Raw genomic sequence first — 17,512 nt, forward strand, 5'->3', positions numbered from 1 at the left:
GGGCACCGTTTGAATGATTAGTTTTTGGAGGAATCCTTATTCGGCTTCGCCTTGCAGCATCAGGGCACCCACCGTCACGTTGGAGGTTTCATCAATCAGAATCGCACCACCATTGACCCGGTTTTTGCCGTAAGGATCAAAGCTGACAGGTTTAGCCGCTTTCAGAACCACTTTGGCAATATCGTTCAATTTCAGGCTTTCGACGTCCTCGGTCCGCTCATACGTATTTACGTTCAGCTGATAAACGATTTCACGGATCGCACAACGGGTTCGGAACGTACCGTGTTGCAACGTGTATTTGTTGCCAACTTTCAAGGCTTTGGTATCCATCCAGCATAGCATCGCTTCAACGTTCTGGCTGACAACCGGCTGGTTGTCGGATTTGACGATGAGATTGCCCCGGCTGATATCAACGTCGTCGGCCAGGTGCAGAACAACCGACATAGGCGCAAAGGCTTCGTCGTAATGCGCTTCGGCTATTTCAATGGCGTCGATGGTAGAGGTTTCGCCGGTTGGCAAAACCGTTACGGCATCGCCTTTGCGGAAAATACCGCTGGTGATTTTGCCGGCGTATCCCCGGTAATCGTGCAATTCGGCCGTTTGCGGACGGATCACGTATTGAACCGGGAACCGGGCATCCGTGAGGTTTTCGTCCTGATCAAGTTCAACGGTTTCGAGGTGGTTAAGCAGCGGCTGGCCTTCAAACCAGGGCATGTTGACCGATTTATCGACCACGTTATCCCCGTTAAGCGCACTTAGCGGAATGTAAGTAACCTGACCAAAGTTCAGCTTTTGCGCCAGCTCATTGTAGTGAATGCAGATATTGGAAAAAACATCCTGCGAATAATCGACCAAATCCATTTTGTTGACGGCCACCACAATATGCGGAATGCCGAGCAGAGACGCAATCAGTGAGTGCCGACGGGTTTGCTCCACCACGCCATGACGGGCATCGATCAGGACCACCGCCAGCTGGCAGTTGGAAGCGCCCGTCACCATGTTGCGGGTATACTGAATGTGGCCCGGTGCGTCGACAATGATAAACTTGCGTTGGGGCGTCTGGAAATACCGGTAAGCTACGTCAATCGTAATGCCCTGTTCGCGTTCGGAGCGCAGCCCATCGGTCAGCAGTGCCAGGTCGATTTCGCCTTCGTCACGGCTTTTGCTGGCCCGCTCGATGGCTTCCAGCTGGTCGGCCAGAATGGATTTGGAATCGTATAACAGGCGGCCAATCAGCGTACTTTTGCCGTCATCGACACTGCCTGCGGTAATAAATCTAAGTAAGTCCACTTGGTATAATGATGAGTTAAGAATGATGAATTATGAGTTAGGAAAGGATAGACTCTACATTCTTAACTCATACCTCTTACCTTAAAAATACCCGCCTTTTTTCCGGTCCTCCATAGCAGCCTCGGATACCTGATCGTCAATCCGGGTTTCGCCCCGTTCGCTGATGCGGGTGGCCTGAATTTCGGCAATGGCGGCTTCCAGCGTGTCGGCATCCGATTCCACAGCGGCTGTGCAGGAAATGTCTCCAACAGTCCGGAAACGTACTTTCCGCGTTACAATCTGATCGGTTTCTTCCACCTGAATGACGCCTTTCGCCGTAGCCAGCAATTTGCCGTCACGCAGAATCAGTTCTCGTTCATGAGCAAAATAAATGCTTGGCAGGTCAATGTTTTCGCGCTTAATGTAATTCCAGACATCCAGTTCAGTCCAGTTCGAGATCGGGAAAACCCGGACGTTCTCGCCCTTATGAATTTTGCCGTTATAGATGTTCCAGAGTTCGGGGCGTTGCAGCTTGGGGTCCCAGGAGCCAAATTCATCGCGAACCGAGAATACGCGTTCTTTAGCACGGGCCTTCTCTTCGTCGCGCCGGGCACCCCCGATACAGGCATCAAATTCGAACTCTTCAATCGTATCGAGCAGGGTGAATGTTTGCAAGGCGTTTCGGCTGGCGTTGCGGCCCGTCGGCTCCTTCAGTTTCTTTTCCCGAATGGTATCTTCTACGTAGCGAACGATCAGCTTTTCGCCCAGACTTTCAGCCAGCCAGTCCCGAAAGTCAAGCGCTTCCTGAAAGTTATGGCCCGTGTCGATATGCACCAGCGGGAACGGAAACTTACCGGGACGGAATGCCTTGCGAGCCAGGTGAACCAGCGTAATAGAGTCTTTTCCGCCCGAAAATAAGAGCGCAGGCCGTTCAAACTGCCCGGCAACTTCGCGCATGATGTGAATCGCTTCCGATTCGAGTTGATCTAAATAGTCAAGTTTGTAGGTACTCATATAGGAGTCTCTGCTTCCCTCTGCTATTCTCTGATTGACCCTGTGTAAGAGCTTTTTAATTGGTACACAGCGTTAATCAGAGAATAGCAGAATTGATCAAAGTTTATTTGGCGTGTAATCCACACTCTTTTTTCGAATTGTCTTCCCACCACCAGCGCCCGGCCCGGAAGTCTTCTCCTTCCTGAATGGCCCGCGTACAGGGCTGGCAACCAATGGAGACAAAACCGCGGTCGTGAAGGGGGTTGTACGGCACGTTGTTTTTCCGTACATAGTCTTTCACTTCGTCAAATGTCCAGTTCATCAGGGGGTGAAATTTGAACAGTTGATGGGCTTCGTCGTTTTCCAACTGGGTCATTCCCAGGCGGTTTTGCGATTGCTCCGCCCGGATTCCCGTAATCCAGATTTTGTTGCCCGCCAGCGCCCGGTTCAGGGGTTCAACCTTGCGAATGAAGCAACATTCCTTCCGGTTTTCAATCGACTCGTAGAAACTGAACGGCCCTTTGGCATTTAGCATTTTTTCCAGCGGTTCGCTTTTGGGGTAATACGCTTCAATCTTGGTGTCGTAGCGGCTGTTGGTTTTTTGCCAGACCTGATACGTTTCGCCAAACATCCGGCCCGTATCCAGTGAAAAAATGCGAATCGGGATGTTGTTGGCCAGAATCATGTCCGTAATGGCTTGATCCTCATAGCCAAAGCTGGAGGAAAAAACGACCTGGCCGGGAAATAGTTCTGCCAGCGTACGCAGGCTTTCCACCTCGCTTTTACCCGCCAGCAATTCGCTCAGACTTTCAATTGTGTAAGAAGGTTCTGCAATCATAGCATGTCTACGGGCTGGGTCTTGCGGACTGTGACCCGTACATTATTTATCCAAAGTAAGCTATAGTCGTATCACGGAATGGCGATGGGTGTGCCTCCCGACTGGGCCGACCGCCGGGCTGCATCCAGAATTTCCATCACCACCATATTCACTTTCAACGATGACAAATCATCTACTGATTTAGTTTCACTTCGTACTACTTGCGCCAGGTAATCAAAAGGATCCGTGACCGGCGCATCGGTTTTGGACGCTTCAATGGATCGTTCGGTTTTGTCCTCTTTCAGCCGAATGCGCATTCGGGTGCCATCCAGCGTCAATACATACCCCGTCTCGCCGTACACCTCCATATCTTTGCGGCTAAACGGCCAGTTCCACGATGCCTGAATCACCACCTGCGTTTTGGGGTATTCCAGGATGATGGTCGCATCATCGTCTACCTTCGGGTAAACATCCGGTTTGATCTGTAACGTAAACGCACTGACGGTACGCGGTTTTTCACCGTTCAACAGCCAGGTTGCCAGATTAGCGCCGTAGCACCCAAAATCGAACAAAGCGCCTGCTCCGTTATAAACCGGGTCGGTCAGCCAGGCGACAAATTCTTTGTTCATCCGGTTCGGGCCGTCGTGACCATCGTGGACCACAATCCGGCGAATCGGACCAATAGAACGGTCTTTAACCGCAATCTGGTGGGCTTTATGGTTACTGCCGTACCAGGTTGTTTCGTAATTGGTCAGCAAATGGATCTTATGCTTTTTGGCCAATGCTTCCATTTCCTTCGCCTGCTCGATGCTGACGGCCAGCGGTTTTTCGACCATAACATGAATGCCACGGGGCGCACAAACCCGGACGACGTTCACGTGATTGCTAATCTCGTTGAAAGCCGTTACGGCATCGGGTTTGGTTTTGTCCAGCATTTCTTCAAGGGAAGAATACACCAGACTCATTGGCAAACCGTGCTGTTTCATGTACCGTTCGGCTACTTCCCGGTTCGGTTCGGCAATGCCGACCACCTCAATGTTTGGGTCGCCCGTTTGTTTGGCCCGGTTCAGAATCCAGCCGACGTGCGAATGCACCAGACCCACCACGCCGACGCGTACCGGTTTTTTTGCAGGCTGGGCGTGAGTATTCATGCTTGAAAGGGCAGCCAGTAGCAGAAGAAAAAAGCAGTACGTGGTTCGTATGATATTCATCTGCTAGGGGCTTAGTAACGCGTTATTACACAGTTAATTTCATTCAGCAATAGCCGACTTGATCGTTTCTGCCGACTTGGCAACCGCCCGAGCAAAATCGTCGACCAGATCATCGCCGTCTTCCAGTCCGACCGATACCCGAATCAATCCCTCCGTAATACCAAGAGCGGCTTTTTCGTCCGCCTTCAGTTTGGAATGCGTGGTGGTAAAGGGGTTGGTGACAATTGTGCGCGTGTCCCCTAAGTTAGACGAAAGTGAGGCAATTTTCAAGGATTCGAACAGGGCTTTTACCCGTTCGAAACCGCCTTCCACTTCAAACGTCACAATGGCTCCTCCGGCGGCCATTTGCCGCTGGGCTAGCTCAAACTGAGGGTGGGAGGGCAGGAAAGGGTATTTGACGGCTTTTACATCTGGGTGTTGTTCCAGCGCCTGGGCTAATTTCAGTGCGTTCGAGCAATGACGATCCATCCGCAACTCCAGCGTTTCCAGGCTTTTCGACAAGGTCCAGGCATTGAACGGCGACATGGAGGGACCGGTATGGCGGGCAAAAAACCGAATCGGCGCAATGAGTTCTTCCGGGCCGACAATGATGCCGCCCAAAACGCGTCCCTGTCCGTCCATGTATTTCGTTGCGGAATGAACCGAAATGTCGGCTCCCAGTTCCAGCGGAGTTTGCAGAATCGGCGTGGCGAAGCAGTTGTCGACGTTGAGGATAAAACCGTATTTCTTCTTCAAACGCGCCAGCATTTCCAGATCGACCAGTTCCAGCCCCGGATTAGACGGGGTTTCCAGGTAGACCATCTTGGTGTTTGACTGGATCGCAGCTTCCCATTCGGCTTCGGTGGCAGTAGCATCGACGTACGTATAGGTAATACCCCATTTGGTCAGAATCTGGGAAATAATCTGGTGGGCTGAGCCAAACAACGCCCGGCAGGCCACGATATGATCACCCGATTGGAGCAACCCGGCCATGCTGGCGAAGACGGCGGCCATGCCGGTCGCGGTAGCAATCCCGGCCTGAGCATTTTCGAGCATGCAAACCTTGTCGACAAATTCGGTGACGTTCGGATTGGAAAACCGGGAGTAAATATTGCCTTCCTCGGTTTCTTCAAACAGGGCCTTTCCCTGTTCCGCACTTTCAAACGTAAAACTGGACGTCAGAAACAAAGGCGTCGAATGTTCGCGATACTGCGACTTCTTCGTCTGGATGCGGATGGCTTTCGTTTGTTTTTTCATGAATTAAAAGATAGACAGGAGAGAGGAGACGAAAGACAAAAGAAGCCTGCTTTTTAAACAGTCTCTCGTCTAGGCTCTAATTCTCTTTTGTCTCATAAAACGACCGACAAAATATTACGCAAACTTACAATGATTACTACGACGCCCACCATAATCATCATAGCTTTGATGGGCAGCCGGTTGGCCAGCAGAGCCGCAATGGGAGCGGCAATCATACCACCCAGCACCAGGCCCAGGATGACTTGCCAATGGGTCAGGCCGATGAGCGTAACGAAGGTCAGGGAGCTGGCCAGTGAAATAAAGAACTCGGCCAGGTTCACCGAACCAATCGTATAGCGTGGGTGCCGCCCGCTGGCAATGAGCGTTGAGGAGACAATCGGTCCCCAGCCGCCCCCGCCGATGGCATCCATCGTACCACCGAACCAGGCCAGCAAGCCAATTTTTTTAATCGGTTTTTTCTTTGTCTTTTTGGCCAGTGCTTTCCGCAGAATCAGAACGCCCAGGATGGCCGTATAAACCGCCACGGCCGGTTTGATATAAACGGAGTACTGTTCCAGCGAAACAAGCACGTAAGCCCCCATGCAAGCTCCAATCACGCCCGGGATCAGAACGGCTTTGAAAAGCTTGCTATTGACATTACCAAACCGCAGGTGCATGTAGCCCGAAACACCGCTGGTGAAAATCTCGGAACTGTGAACGCTGGCGCTGACAGCTGCCGGGCTGACCCCAACGGTGAGCAGCAGGGTCGATGCCGTAACGCCGTAGGCCATACCTAACGCACCGTCGATCATCTGAGCGACAAAACCGCCGACCACGTAATACCAGAAATCATTGTTGAGTTCCAGCGTCGTCATGAGCAACGTGAGCCGGTCGAGTGTCAGGTAGCTAAACAGCAGATGCCCAACCAGCATCAGAGCCAGAGCGGAAAAAATATAAATGGCAATTTCGGTGCGATTGCGTTTGCGCAGCAGAACAGAGCGCGTGGAAGCATCCGGAGCCAATTCAATGTCAGATGAAGGAAAAGCCGAACGCAGCAGGCTGATCTGCTCGGTAGCCGTTTCGCCCTGAACGGTTATTTTCAAGCCATTCAAGTTCAGTCCGACGGGAAGTGGAGCTTCGGGCGAAGAGTCGGAGGCTGAGACAGGTTGCATAACTAATTTGGTATATATAGTTACTAGAGAAAAGCTCTTAATGAAAAACGGCATATAACCATGCCGCCGGTTCATTCAGAATTGTACTGCAAAGGTGGGCAATATATTGTATTTAAGCAAGAAATGTTCGGGAGACTTTAGGGCGTTGGTTCAACCAGTGAAGCTCGTCATCATCCGGTTTTGCTTTCAGAGCACTCCAAAAGTTGCTGCGTGACGGCTACCCTGCTTCGGTTGAGGCTGGGAAATGGAAGCTGTAATTGGAATATATGAAGGACCAGTAAGATAATAATTGGCCGAATGGAAAAGAAATGCAGGAGCGGGATGCAACATTAGTGAAGTGCGCATCATCTTTGTTTAGTAGTCTTCAAGTACCAATCTCTTACCCGTTCCATTGCCTGTTCCAGGCCCGCCAGGGAATGGTTTTTCATTATTGCTGCACGTTAACCTGAACAACTACCTGTTTGATCGTTTGATGCAATCGGTGTTTTTACGCTGATTGATGCTAGATGGTTTTGCCTTTTGTAAACAACAAATCTATAAACGTATGAACCCCTTATTTCTGCAACGGACCAGCCGCCTGCTGGTGAAAGTTGTTATGGTCTTGACTCTGTTCAATTCTTCGGTTTTGGCCCAATCGGATTATTACGCCCGCGTCGACTCAAACCGGGCTTACTGGAAAATCCAGACCGATGCTACGAACCAGAAAACTCTCATTCGGTTTTTCAACCGCTGGCATGAACCCATTTATCAGGAGATATTACCGGGGCGCTATGTGAAACTGACCAATCGGAATGTTCGGGTATTCGACGAAATCCTGGATCGGTTGACCAACCAGCAGTTGGTATCGGCTGAAGTGAAAAGCTACGCCTTATCGTCAGCGAATGCGGAGGTTATCTATCCCGCTCCCTCACTACCGTTGCCCGGGGCGGTGATCACTACCTATCTATTGGACGAGTCCGGCGCATCGGCGGAATTTAATCCCCTGCGTTCTGATGTTTCGATCAGCGACGCGGGCAAGCTGAAGCTCCACGTGCTGAATTCCCTCCAGAAACCGCTGCTGATTACGTTGATGGATGAGCAAGGAAGGTATGTTTACAAAGAAAAAGCGGCTCTGCTCAATTACAGCCGGACGTTGAATTTGACGCGGTTGCACGAAGGAAGATTTACGCTGGAGGTGGCAGGTGACAAAAAGGACTACAGATACCGCTTGCTGATTCAGGGAGAACCACGAACCTACCAGTTGCGGGCTATGCGTTGATGAAGTATGCTGACTTTCGTTAGTCGTTCTTGAAGCGGTTTCTATCAGGGGATTAGGTGAGTTCGTCCTCAAAATTTACGATTTCGGCTCGCGCCACGCAGCTTTGCAGAAATAAACCATGACTCACGCAGTACGCAAGCGGACATCGTTCGCCAGCAGTGTACGGTTTCGGACAACCATTTTTGTAAAAAAGCCCTTAAATCACTCAAAAAGACAGTTTTTATTTCTGGCAACAGATTTGTCCTGCAAAGTATGAAGTAATAATAACCAGATTAAAAAACCTGTAAACAACAAGCACAATGCGCTCAAAATCCCTCCCCAAGACCCTGGCTCAAACCGCTGGAAAGCCGCTGGCTTTCGCTCTTATGCTGACCAGTTTGCTGGCCAATGCACAAACACATTCTTTTTCCGGCAAAACGGATGCGAAAGGCTACTGGAAAATCCAGACTAACTATGCCTCCCGAAGCACGGTTGTCCGCTTTTTCAATATTCAGGATGAACCCATCTATCAGGAAACGCTACCGGGTAAGTACGTGAAGCTCAACAAGCGAACCATTCGCCTGTTCGACCAGATGCTGGATCGGGTAGTGAATCAACAGTTGCTGGCTTCGCAGGTGAAAGCCCATGATTTGCTGGCGTCCAACGATTCACGATTCGTCAATGCCGCGTCAACGACTGACTACGCGCCGGAAGAAGTGTCATCGCTGGCCATTCCGGAAGCAGGGAAAGCGTTTCGGGTCAGCCCCATGATTAATTCGATGGGTAAACTGCGGGTTAGTTTTCTTAATCCCAACGAAAAGATAATCAATATCGAGCTGATGGATGAGGAGGAGCGAACCATTTATTACAATGAGTTGAGTCAGAGAACGGGGTACAAACGAGATTTCGATGTCACACACATGGCCAATGGGCGCTACCGGCTGCAATTGAGAGGGGCGGGTGAGACACATACGTACTGGCTGACGGTCGATAAAAACAGCCACCAGTTTGATTTGAAGCCGATCAAATAGAGCTTAAATCCGTTTCCGTTGTTCGGCTTCGGACAACCCAACTGTACGGATTCGGACAGATTTTTCTGGTAAAACCGTAAAGATGGCCCGTAAGGGCCATTTTTTGTTTCTGGCAATAGATTTGTTCTACAGAAGTTAATTATATCTCCGCTTTCATGAGACGATCTTATCTGGGCGAATTTGAAGAAATCGTATTGCTGACTGTAGCGGTGCTGGGAGATGGCGCGTACGGCGTGGCAATTACCGATGAACTGGACCGCCAAACGGGCCGGGCGGTCAGCATCAGCGCCGTCCATGCCGCCCTGCACCGGCTGGAAGAGAAAGGCATGCTGAAGTCGCACCTGGGCGATGCAACGGCCGAACGCGGAGGGCGACGCAAACGCCTGTTTTCGGTAACGGTTTTGGGAAGCCGGACCTTGCACGATATCCGGGCAGTTCGTGAGCAACTCTGGGATTCAATTGCCCCGAATGGACTGCCAGCGGTTAGTTTATGAATAACGGGTAATGCACAGTAGGTCGATAGCACCGGACGCGATGTCTTTATCCGGTGTGTTCCGCCCCAAGCTATGAAAAACAACAAGCCGCCCCGCTGGGCTGATCAATTGCTGGAATGGTCTTGCGCTCCGCACCTGGTCGAAGAGATTCAGGGGGATTTATACGAACGGTTTACGAAACGAAGCCGCCTGTTTGGCGTCTCGTACGCCCGTCAGCAATACGTTTGGGAAGTACTGAAATTTCTGCAACCCCGATTTCTGAAAAGAAAACAAAACCCTTTGAAACATTCCAACTGGAACGCTATGATCCGTAATTATTTCACGATTGCTTACCGGACTTTGCTGCAGCAGAAAAGCTATGCATTCATCAATGTGGTGGGGCTGGCGTTGGGTCTTGCGGCCTGTATTGTCATTTTTCTGGTGGTTCGCAATGAGCTGACCTACGATAGCTATCACCAGAAAGCTAGCCGTACTTTTCGGGTGACCAGTCATGGCCTTGATTACAACCCCAGTGTTTCTTTTGCCGTAGCACCGGCATTTCGGGCCGATTTTCCGGAAGCGGAGCAGGTTTCTCAGTATTTGTACCAGAAAGAAGTACAGATCCAGGTGGGTAACCAGCGGTATCTGCAGGAAGACTACGCCTACGCAGATGGTAATTTTTCGCAAGTTTTTGACTTTTTCTGGCTAGCCGGAAATCCTAAAACTGCTTTACTGGAGCCCAATACCGTTGTTCTGACCGAAACGCTGGCCCAAAAATACTTTGGCAAAACGGACGTACTGGGCAACATCATCCGGTTCGACAACAGCAAAGAGCTGCGCGTGACCGGTGTGATCAAAGATTTACCGGCCAACACCCACCTGCTCTTCAATTTTCTGGTTTCGTGGGAAACGATTCGGAAAGAGGTAAATACGACGAATTTCTGGTCAATTCAGGGGGGGTATCTCTACGTGGTATTACCCAAAAAACTTTCGCCCGAACGCGTAGAAGCCCGCATACCGGCTTTTCTGCAAAAAAACTGGGCGAATGAGCTCGAGCAAGACAAAGGTGTATTGCTGCTGCAACCGCTGCAGGAAATCCATTTCGACAAACGCTATTTGACTCAAATGACCATGCCGCGTTCCAAAGAAACCATCTTCGGGCTAGCGGGCGTGGCGGTTTTTATCATCCTGACGGCTTGCATCAATTTTGTCAACCTGGCCACGGCGCAGGCTGTCCGGCGGTCGAAGGAAGTGGGCATTCGGAAAGCGCTGGGTGCGTACCGGCGGCAACTGGTGGGGCAAGTGCTGGGCGAAACCACTCTGCTGGTCGGAGCGGCTGCGGTGGTGGCTCTGGGAATCGTCTGGACGTTTTTGCCCTTCACCAAACCATTACTGGACATCCGGATTGACAGCAGCCAATTACTCGAACCGGCGGTAGTGGCAGTTATGGCGGGCATTTTACTCGCAACCATTTTGCTGGCTGGGTTGTATCCGGCCTTTGTTCAGTCGGGGTTCCAGCCTATTAAAGCGCTGAAATCCCGTTCCACGGAAGCGTCTTTTGGGGGTATGACGGTTCGCAAAGGCTTGGTTATTATGCAGTTTGCCATCACGCAGGTGTTAATTATCGGAACGCTGGTGGTCGCGAGTCAGATGGATTTTTTCCAGAATCAGGGCATGGGATTTGAAAAAGACGCCATTATCTCGTTCGGGACTGGCAACAAAGCGGATGTGCTGCGGCAGAAACTAGCGGCTAATCCGGGTGTTGAGCAAGTCAGCTTCGCGTCGGCGGGACCAGCCTACAACGTCAATTTCGCTCCGTTTTCTGCCCCGGATCTGGGGATGACTGAGAACGATGTGGTGGAGCTGAAAATGGTGGATGAAAATTACCTGCCGATGTATCGCCTGGAAATGCTGGCCGGCGACCCAATCGGTAAAACCGCTGACACCGACACGATTCGCCGTGCAGTGGTCAATCAAACACTGATTCACCGGCTGGGCATTCGGAAAGAGTCTGATGCCGTTGGGAAGCAAATCCGGCTGGCGGGCAGACCCGCCCTGATCCAGGGGGTGATTCGGGACTTTCAGAGCGAATCCAAGCACGGAAAAATCCGGGCCTGTGCCTTGTTCTACGATTCGCGGGCGTTCTGGCAGACGAGCGTCAAACTACGCCCGCAAAACCTGCGCGAAACGCTGGCCACCATTGAGCGCGACTGGACGGAGCTGAATCCAGACTACCTGTTTCGCTACGAATTTCTGGACGAGCATATTGCCAAATTGTATAAGCAGGAAGAAAAGATGTACAACGCTTTCCGGCTGTTCTCGGGCATCGCTATCGTTATCGGCGGGCTGGGGCTGTTCGGGTTGGTATCGCTGATAACCGTTCAGCGGACCAAGGAGGTGGGCATCCGGAAAGTGCTGGGCGCGTCGGTGGGCAGTATTGTCGGACTGTTCTCCCGCGAGTTTGCCGGACTGATGCTGATTGCGTTTGTCGTGGCGGCTCCGCTGGCCTGGTACGGTATGGACAAGTGGCTTCACGAATACGCCTACCACATCCAGATTGGGCCGTCCATTTTCCTGCTTGCAATTCTGGCCACGTTTGTTCTTGCTGCCCTGACAATCAGTTACCAGAGCCTCAAAGCTGCCTTGGTCAATCCGGTGAAATCACTACGGTCTGAATGAAGAGTTAAGAATTAGGCATTCAGATCAGAAATGGAAGGCGTCAGTCCAAAACTCTTCATTAAAAAAGTATGAACGAGCAGCCGCCCCGCTGGGCCCAACGGTTTCTGGAGGTCTTCTGCGCTCCCCACTTGCTGGAGGATGTAGAGGGTGATTTGAACGAACGGTTTTTGCGGAATGTACGGCTGTTTGGCAAACCGTATGCCCGACGGCAGTACATCCGGGACGTGCTGGGATTTCTGAAGCCGCGGCTGGGCGGTCCGTTTTTCCAGAAAAAACCATCAATGGAATATCCATCAACGTATTCATTACAACCCGCTATGATTCGTAATTATTTCAAAACCGCCTGGCGAAGCTTATTGAAAAACCAGTTTTATTCCGCCATTAATATGGCCGGTCTGACTGTCGGCCTGGCCGTCGGAATGCTCATCCTGTTGTGGGTTCAGGACGAACTGAGCTTTGACCGGTTTCACCGGAAAGCCGACCAGATTTACCGGCTCGAAAACTGGGTAGGCACCGGAACCAGCAAACAGATCTGGACCTCAACGGTTGCTCCGATTGCCGAAATGGCAAAAAAGGAAGTGCCAGAGGTGAAGGATGCCGTGCGCATGACCAACAACGGGTTGTATTCCTTTTACAAATACCGTGATAAAACGTTTGCGGAGGAAAAGGTCGCTTTTACCGATCCAACGCTGTTTACGGTTTTCGACTTTGGACTGATCAAGGGCGACCCGACAAAACCGTTTCCGGACGACAATTCCGTGGTGATGACCGAAACCACCGCGACCCGCTACTTTGGAGCGGAAGAGCCTATCGGAAAAGTAATCACCGTCGACGGAAAAAACCGCTTTACCGTAAGCGGTATTATCCCGGATTTCCCGAAGAACTCCAGCACCAACAGTGACCTGCTTTTTCCCATTTCGATGTGGTTCAAAACCATTTACGCCTACCGCAAAGATGGTCGCAACGAAAACAACGATTTTCACGAATTTAATTACGTTACGTTTCTGCAATTGCAACCGGGCGTTTCGACGGATGTCCTGGCGAACAAACTCCGTACCATTCACCTGCGTAACAAACCGGACGATACCGACCTGACGTATCTGTTACAGGCCCTGCCCGATATGCACCTGTACAAAGCCGACGGGAGCGAAGGCGGCATTGAAACCGTTCGGATGTTTGCCATCATTGCCGTGCTCATTCTGGCCATTGCCTGCATCAATTACGTAAATCTGTCGACGGCGCGTTCCATGCTGCGGGCCAAGGAAGTGAGCATGCGGAAAATCGTAGGGGCGGCCAAATTTCAGTTGTTTCTGCAATTTATGGTTGAAACCGCCCTGCTGTTTCTGCTGTCGGCCCTGATGGCCATTACGCTGATGATGGTATTGATGCCGTTTTTCAACCAGCTTTCGGGCAAACAACTGACCATTGATTGGACGGACCCGCACATCTGGAAAGTGATGGGGCTGACAATTGCCGGAACCTTACTGGCATCGAGTATTTATCCCGCCTTGTTGCTATCCTCCTTCGAACCACTAAAGGCCCTGAAAGGCAACGTATCGGCGCGGCTGACGGATGCGGTTTTTCGGAAAATTCTGGTGGTAACGCAATTTGCGGTGACGGTAATTCTGATCTCCGGCACGCTAGTCATTGGCCATCAGTTAAGTTACATTCGATCCAAAGATCTCGGCTACGACAAAACGCACGTCTTCTCTTTTTTTCAGCGGGAAATGGGCCGTCATTACGAGGCCGTCAAAGCGGATTTACTACAACAACCCGGCGTAACCGGCGTCACGCGGGGTAATAGCAACATTGTGGAGCTGGGAGAGCAAACGGGTTCAAATTCGTGGGATGGAAAAGAACCCGGCGAAACCATGATGATCCGGCCCGTGGCGGTAGACGAAGGATTTATTCCATTCTTTAAAATGACTTTGCAACAGGGCGCTAACTTCACGGGAAGCGCTGCCGACTCGCTGCATTTTATCCTGAACGAAACCGCTGTCAAAGCCACCCGCATCAAAAATCCCATCGGCAAACGATTCAAACTCTGGGACCGGGAGGGAACCATCATTGGGGTGGTTAAGGATTTTCATTTTGCTTCCATGAAGCAGAAGATCGAGCCTTCGGTGCTTTTTTACGAACCCCGCTATGCGGGCCAGATTTACATCAAAACAACCGGCCAGGACGCGCCCAAAGCCATTGCTGCGGCCGAGCAGTTGTGGAAGCGCTACAATACCGACTACCCGTTTAAGTATGACTTTCTGGATCAGACATTTGATAATCTGTACAAAGGTGAGCAGCGTACCGGCACGCTCTTTACGATTTTTGCGTCCATTGCCATTCTGATTTCCTGTCTGGGTTTGTTCGGCCTGGTGGCCTACACGGCGCAGGTTCGCACCCGTGAGGTTGGCGTCCGGAAAGTGCTGGGTGCAACAGTTTTAGGAATCATTCAGTTGCTGGCGCGGGATTTTCTCAAACTGGTGCTGGTGGCTATCGTCATTGCGGTGCCGGTTGCCTGGTACACGATGGACCGGTGGCTCGACGGATTTGCTTACCGCATCACGATGCAATGGTGGATGTTTGCCGCAGCCGGTTTACTGGCTCTGGCCATTGCCCTCATCACGGTCAGTTTTCAGAGTATCAAAGCCGCCATTGTCAATCCGGTCAAGTCACTGCGTTCCGAATGATGGGTTAAGAATGAAGCGTGCTGAATGGAAGGCGTCGGTTCCTAACTCTTCACGCTTCATTCATCCCTTTTCACTAAAAAAGTATGAACGAGCAGCCGCCCCGCTGGGCTCAACGGTTTCTGAAAATGTTTTGTGCTCCCCACTTGCTGGAGGAAGTGCAGGGGGATTTGGATGAACGGTTTTTGCGGAATGTACGGCTGTTTGGCAAACCGTATGCCCGGCGGCAGTACGTTCGGGAAGTGCTCAGCTTTTTAAAGCCGTTCTTTTTGAAACGGCAACGTACAATGTATTCAACAACGCACCTAATGAACCCAAGTATGCTTCGAAATTATCTAAAAATCGCCTGGCGGAACATCGCTCACAACAAATCTTTTTCGGCCATCAACATACTGGGGCTGGCGCTGGGTATGGCGTGCAGCCTGCTCATCGGGCTCTGGATTCAGGACGAATTCAGCGTGGATGCTTACCACGTCAACGGGCCGCAGTTGTACAACGTCATGGAACGTCAGTTTTTTGACGGCAAGGTCGAAGCCGGCCCCGGAACGCCCGGTTTGCTGGCTGAGGAATTAAAAAAGGATTTCCCGGAAATTAAGTATGCCGCAAGCCTTTCGTGGGAGGAGGAGCAGACCTTTGCCGTCGGTGCGAACATCAATAAAGAAAAGGGGCGGGCTGCCGGAGCCGACTGGTTCAGGATGTACAGCATCCCGCTGCTGGCCGGGTCAGCGGAAACGGCACTGAATGCCCCTAACCACATCGCCATTTCCCGGAAACTGGCCGACAATTATTTTGGGAGTCCACAGGCAGCCTTGGGAAAGAGCATCCGGATCAACAACAGGACTGATTATCAGGTTGGTGCGGTTTTTGAGCTCCCGGCCAACAGTTCGGAAACCTACGATTACCTACTGACCTGGCAGGATATGCTGAACCGCAATCCGTGGCTTAAGGACTGGGGAAACAGCGTACCCCAAACCCGCATCATGCTGCAAACCGATCGCAACGGAGAATCGGCCGACGCGGCCCGGCTTGAAGCGAAAATGAAGTCGTTTCTGAAAAGCCGCAACCCCGGTATGCAGGCCAAGGGCTTCGATATTCAGCTATTTTTGCACCCGTACCAGGATGCGTATCTGTACTCAAATTTTAAAAACGGGTACCAGGACGGGGGCCGCATCGAATACGTGCGGTTGTTTGGCATTGTTGCGGTATTTATTCTGCTGATTGCCTGCATCAATTTCATGAACCTGGCCACGGCCCGCTCGGTCAAGAGGGCGCGCGAAGTGGGGGTTCGGAAGGTGGTTGGTGCCGGGCGGAGCTGGCTCATCGGGCAGTTTATCGGCGAAGCGCTGGTGCTGACGACCGTGGCATTGCTCATTGCCCTGGTGGCCGTCTGGCTCTTGCTGCCAACGTTCAACGCCCTAACCGAAAAGCACATCGTGTTTCAGTTCACCAACGCTTCGTTCTGGATTCTGTTGATTGGTATGACGCTGGTTACCGGGCTGATTGCCGGAAGTTACCCGGCGCTCTTTCTGTCGTCGCTAGATCCGGTTCGGGTCTTGAAAGGAACGGTTCGTTTTGGGGCCGGTGCACGGATGTTTCGGCAGGGGCTGGTGATTTTCCAGTTTGCGCTTTCCATGCTGCTGATCATCGGAACCATCATCGTATACCGTCAGATCAATTACATTCAGACCAAAAACCTGGGGTTTGACCGCGATGGAATGGTGTACGTGTCTTCGGAAGGAGAACTGACGAATAAATACGAAACCTTCAAACAGGAACTGCTGCGTCGGCCGGGTATTGCGTCGGTGACGTACATGGACGGCACGCCCACCAACGGTTTTGGCAGTACGAGTAACGTGCAATGGCCGGGCAAAGATCCCACCAACGGCGTCCAGTTTCAGTTTTCGACGGTAGACTACGATTTTACGAAGACGCTGAAAGTAAAGGTAAGCGGGCGGGATTTTTCGAGGGACTTTGGCGCTGATTCGCTCAATCTCCTTATCAATGAAACCGCAGCCCGCCGGATTGGTTACCGCGATCCGGTTGGCAAACCGTTGACCCTGTGGGGGAAAACCGGAACCATTGTTGGCGTCATTGCCGACTACCACCAAAGCTCCATGCACACGGCTATTGAACCGTTCATTGCCAAACTGGGACAGGGGGCCGATCATAAAATGATTGTGGTTCGGATGCTGCCGGGACAAACGAAGCTGGCCATGGAAAGTCTGGAAAAACTGGTGCGCCAGCTGAATCCTAATTTTCCGTTCCAGTATCATTTTGCCGATGAAGCCTTTCAGGCGCTGTACCGCAGTGAAACCGTGGTGGGTACGCTGGCCAACTACTTTGCGTTTCTGGCTATTTTCATCAGTTGTCTGGGTTTGTTTGGGCTGGCGGCTTTCATGGCTGAGCAGCGTACCAAAGAAATTGGCGTCCGGAAGGTGCTGGGCGCGTCAGTTCCGAGTATTGTAGGGCTGCTGTCGCAGGATTTTCTCAAGCTGGTGCTGGTAGCGATTCTCATTGCCTCGCCCGTGGCCTGGTATGCCATGAGCCGCTGGTTACAAACGTACGTCTACAAAATTGGAATGGAATGGTGGGTGTTCGGTCTGGCGGGTTTGCTGGCCATTGGCGTGGCTTTACTGACCATCAGCTTTCAAAGCATCAAAGCGGCCCTGATGAATCCGGTGAAGTCACTGCGGTCTGAGTAAAGAGTGATGAATGGAAGGCGTCAGCCCAACAC

The 17,512-nt window shown here is 51.6% G+C and carries 12 protein-coding genes; 6 read left to right on the forward strand and 6 right to left on the reverse strand.

Annotation, left to right across the window (positions count from 1 at the left end; all coding sequences use genetic code 11):
• Window positions 1–36: 36 nt before the first annotated feature.
• The 6 genes from ACYVH9_RS20515 to ACYVH9_RS20540 all read right to left on the reverse strand — a co-directional run bounded on the left by ACYVH9_RS20515 (window position 37) and on the right by ACYVH9_RS20540 (window position 6,677).
• Window positions 37–1,290: a sulfate adenylyltransferase subunit 1 gene (locus tag ACYVH9_RS20515; RefSeq protein WP_460638265.1), complete on the reverse strand. Its 1,254-nt coding sequence runs from the start codon at window positions 1,288–1,290 to the stop codon at window positions 37–39.
• Window positions 1,291–1,371: 81 nt separating this feature from the next.
• Window positions 1,372–2,283, reverse strand: coding sequence for a sulfate adenylyltransferase subunit CysD (cysD, locus tag ACYVH9_RS20520; protein WP_460638266.1), 912 nt, complete (start codon window positions 2,281–2,283; stop codon window positions 1,372–1,374).
• 103 nt (window positions 2,284–2,386) lie between these two features.
• Window positions 2,387–3,100, reverse strand: a complete 714-nt coding sequence (locus ACYVH9_RS20525) for a phosphoadenylyl-sulfate reductase (RefSeq protein WP_460638267.1) — start codon at window positions 3,098–3,100, stop codon at window positions 2,387–2,389.
• A 71-nt stretch (window positions 3,101–3,171) separates the two neighbouring features.
• The gene (locus tag ACYVH9_RS20530; RefSeq protein WP_460638268.1) at window positions 3,172–4,230 is read right to left on the reverse strand and encodes a Gfo/Idh/MocA family protein; all 1,059 of its coding nucleotides are present in this window, start codon (window positions 4,228–4,230) and stop codon (window positions 3,172–3,174) included.
• A gap of 99 nt (window positions 4,231–4,329) precedes the next feature.
• A complete protein-coding gene (locus tag ACYVH9_RS20535) occupies window positions 4,330–5,526 on the reverse strand; it encodes a trans-sulfuration enzyme family protein (protein ID WP_460638269.1) in 1,197 nt (398 codons plus the stop codon).
• A gap of 92 nt (window positions 5,527–5,618) precedes the next feature.
• Window positions 5,619–6,677: a sulfite exporter TauE/SafE family protein gene (locus ACYVH9_RS20540; RefSeq protein WP_460638270.1), complete on the reverse strand. Its 1,059-nt coding sequence runs from the start codon at window positions 6,675–6,677 to the stop codon at window positions 5,619–5,621.
• A 544-nt stretch (window positions 6,678–7,221) separates the two neighbouring features.
• On the opposite strand from ACYVH9_RS20540, the gene ACYVH9_RS20545 reads away from it, so the two are divergent.
• The 6 genes from ACYVH9_RS20545 to ACYVH9_RS20570 all read left to right on the forward strand — a co-directional run bounded on the left by ACYVH9_RS20545 (window position 7,222) and on the right by ACYVH9_RS20570 (window position 17,480).
• The gene (locus tag ACYVH9_RS20545; protein ID WP_460638271.1) at window positions 7,222–7,935 is read left to right on the forward strand and encodes a hypothetical protein; all 714 of its coding nucleotides are present in this window, start codon (window positions 7,222–7,224) and stop codon (window positions 7,933–7,935) included.
• Between the two features lie 299 nt (window positions 7,936–8,234).
• Complete coding sequence (locus ACYVH9_RS20550) at window positions 8,235–8,945, forward strand: hypothetical protein (RefSeq protein ID WP_460638272.1); 711 nt, start codon at window positions 8,235–8,237, stop codon at window positions 8,943–8,945.
• 155 nt (window positions 8,946–9,100) lie between these two features.
• On the forward strand, window positions 9,101–9,439 hold the full coding sequence (locus ACYVH9_RS20555; RefSeq protein ID WP_460638273.1) for a PadR family transcriptional regulator: 339 nt from the start codon (window positions 9,101–9,103) through the stop codon (window positions 9,437–9,439).
• Window positions 9,440–9,511: 72 nt separating this feature from the next.
• Window positions 9,512–12,097 (forward strand): ABC transporter permease, encoded by a 2,586-nt coding sequence (locus tag ACYVH9_RS20560; protein WP_460638274.1) that lies wholly within the window; start codon window positions 9,512–9,514, stop codon window positions 12,095–12,097.
• Between the two features lie 68 nt (window positions 12,098–12,165).
• Entirely contained in the window at window positions 12,166–14,781 is a 2,616-nt protein-coding gene (locus tag ACYVH9_RS20565) for an ABC transporter permease (protein ID WP_460638275.1), read from the forward strand.
• Between the two features lie 83 nt (window positions 14,782–14,864).
• The gene (locus ACYVH9_RS20570) at window positions 14,865–17,480 is read left to right on the forward strand and encodes an ABC transporter permease (protein ID WP_460638276.1); all 2,616 of its coding nucleotides are present in this window, start codon (window positions 14,865–14,867) and stop codon (window positions 17,478–17,480) included.
• The last annotated feature ends 32 nt before the right edge of the window (window positions 17,481–17,512 follow it).

This window comes from Larkinella harenae (assembly GCF_054780515.1).

Bases quoted from the DNA above. Each gene is read 5' to 3' on its own strand.
- ACYVH9_RS20545 (WP_460638271.1), top strand. From the start codon at position 7,222: ATGAACCCCTTATTTCTGCAACGGACCAGCCGCCTGCTGGTGAAAGTT.
- ACYVH9_RS20540 (WP_460638270.1), bottom strand. From the start codon at position 6,677: ATGCAACCTGTCTCAGCCTCCGACTCTTCGCCCGAAGCTCCACTTCCC.
- ACYVH9_RS20525 (WP_460638267.1), bottom strand. From the start codon at position 3,100: ATGATTGCAGAACCTTCTTACACAATTGAAAGTCTGAGCGAATTGCTG.
- ACYVH9_RS20570 (WP_460638276.1), top strand. From the start codon at position 14,865: ATGAACGAGCAGCCGCCCCGCTGGGCTCAACGGTTTCTGAAAATGTTT.
- ACYVH9_RS20560 (WP_460638274.1), top strand. From the start codon at position 9,512: ATGAAAAACAACAAGCCGCCCCGCTGGGCTGATCAATTGCTGGAATGG.
- cysD (WP_460638266.1), bottom strand. From the start codon at position 2,283: ATGAGTACCTACAAACTTGACTATTTAGATCAACTCGAATCGGAAGCG.
- ACYVH9_RS20550 (WP_460638272.1), top strand. From the start codon at position 8,235: ATGCGCTCAAAATCCCTCCCCAAGACCCTGGCTCAAACCGCTGGAAAG.
- ACYVH9_RS20530 (WP_460638268.1), bottom strand. From the start codon at position 4,230: ATGAATACTCACGCCCAGCCTGCAAAAAAACCGGTACGCGTCGGCGTG.
- ACYVH9_RS20535 (WP_460638269.1), bottom strand. From the start codon at position 5,526: ATGAAAAAACAAACGAAAGCCATCCGCATCCAGACGAAGAAGTCGCAG.
- ACYVH9_RS20555 (WP_460638273.1), top strand. From the start codon at position 9,101: ATGAGACGATCTTATCTGGGCGAATTTGAAGAAATCGTATTGCTGACT.
- ACYVH9_RS20565 (WP_460638275.1), top strand. From the start codon at position 12,166: ATGAACGAGCAGCCGCCCCGCTGGGCCCAACGGTTTCTGGAGGTCTTC.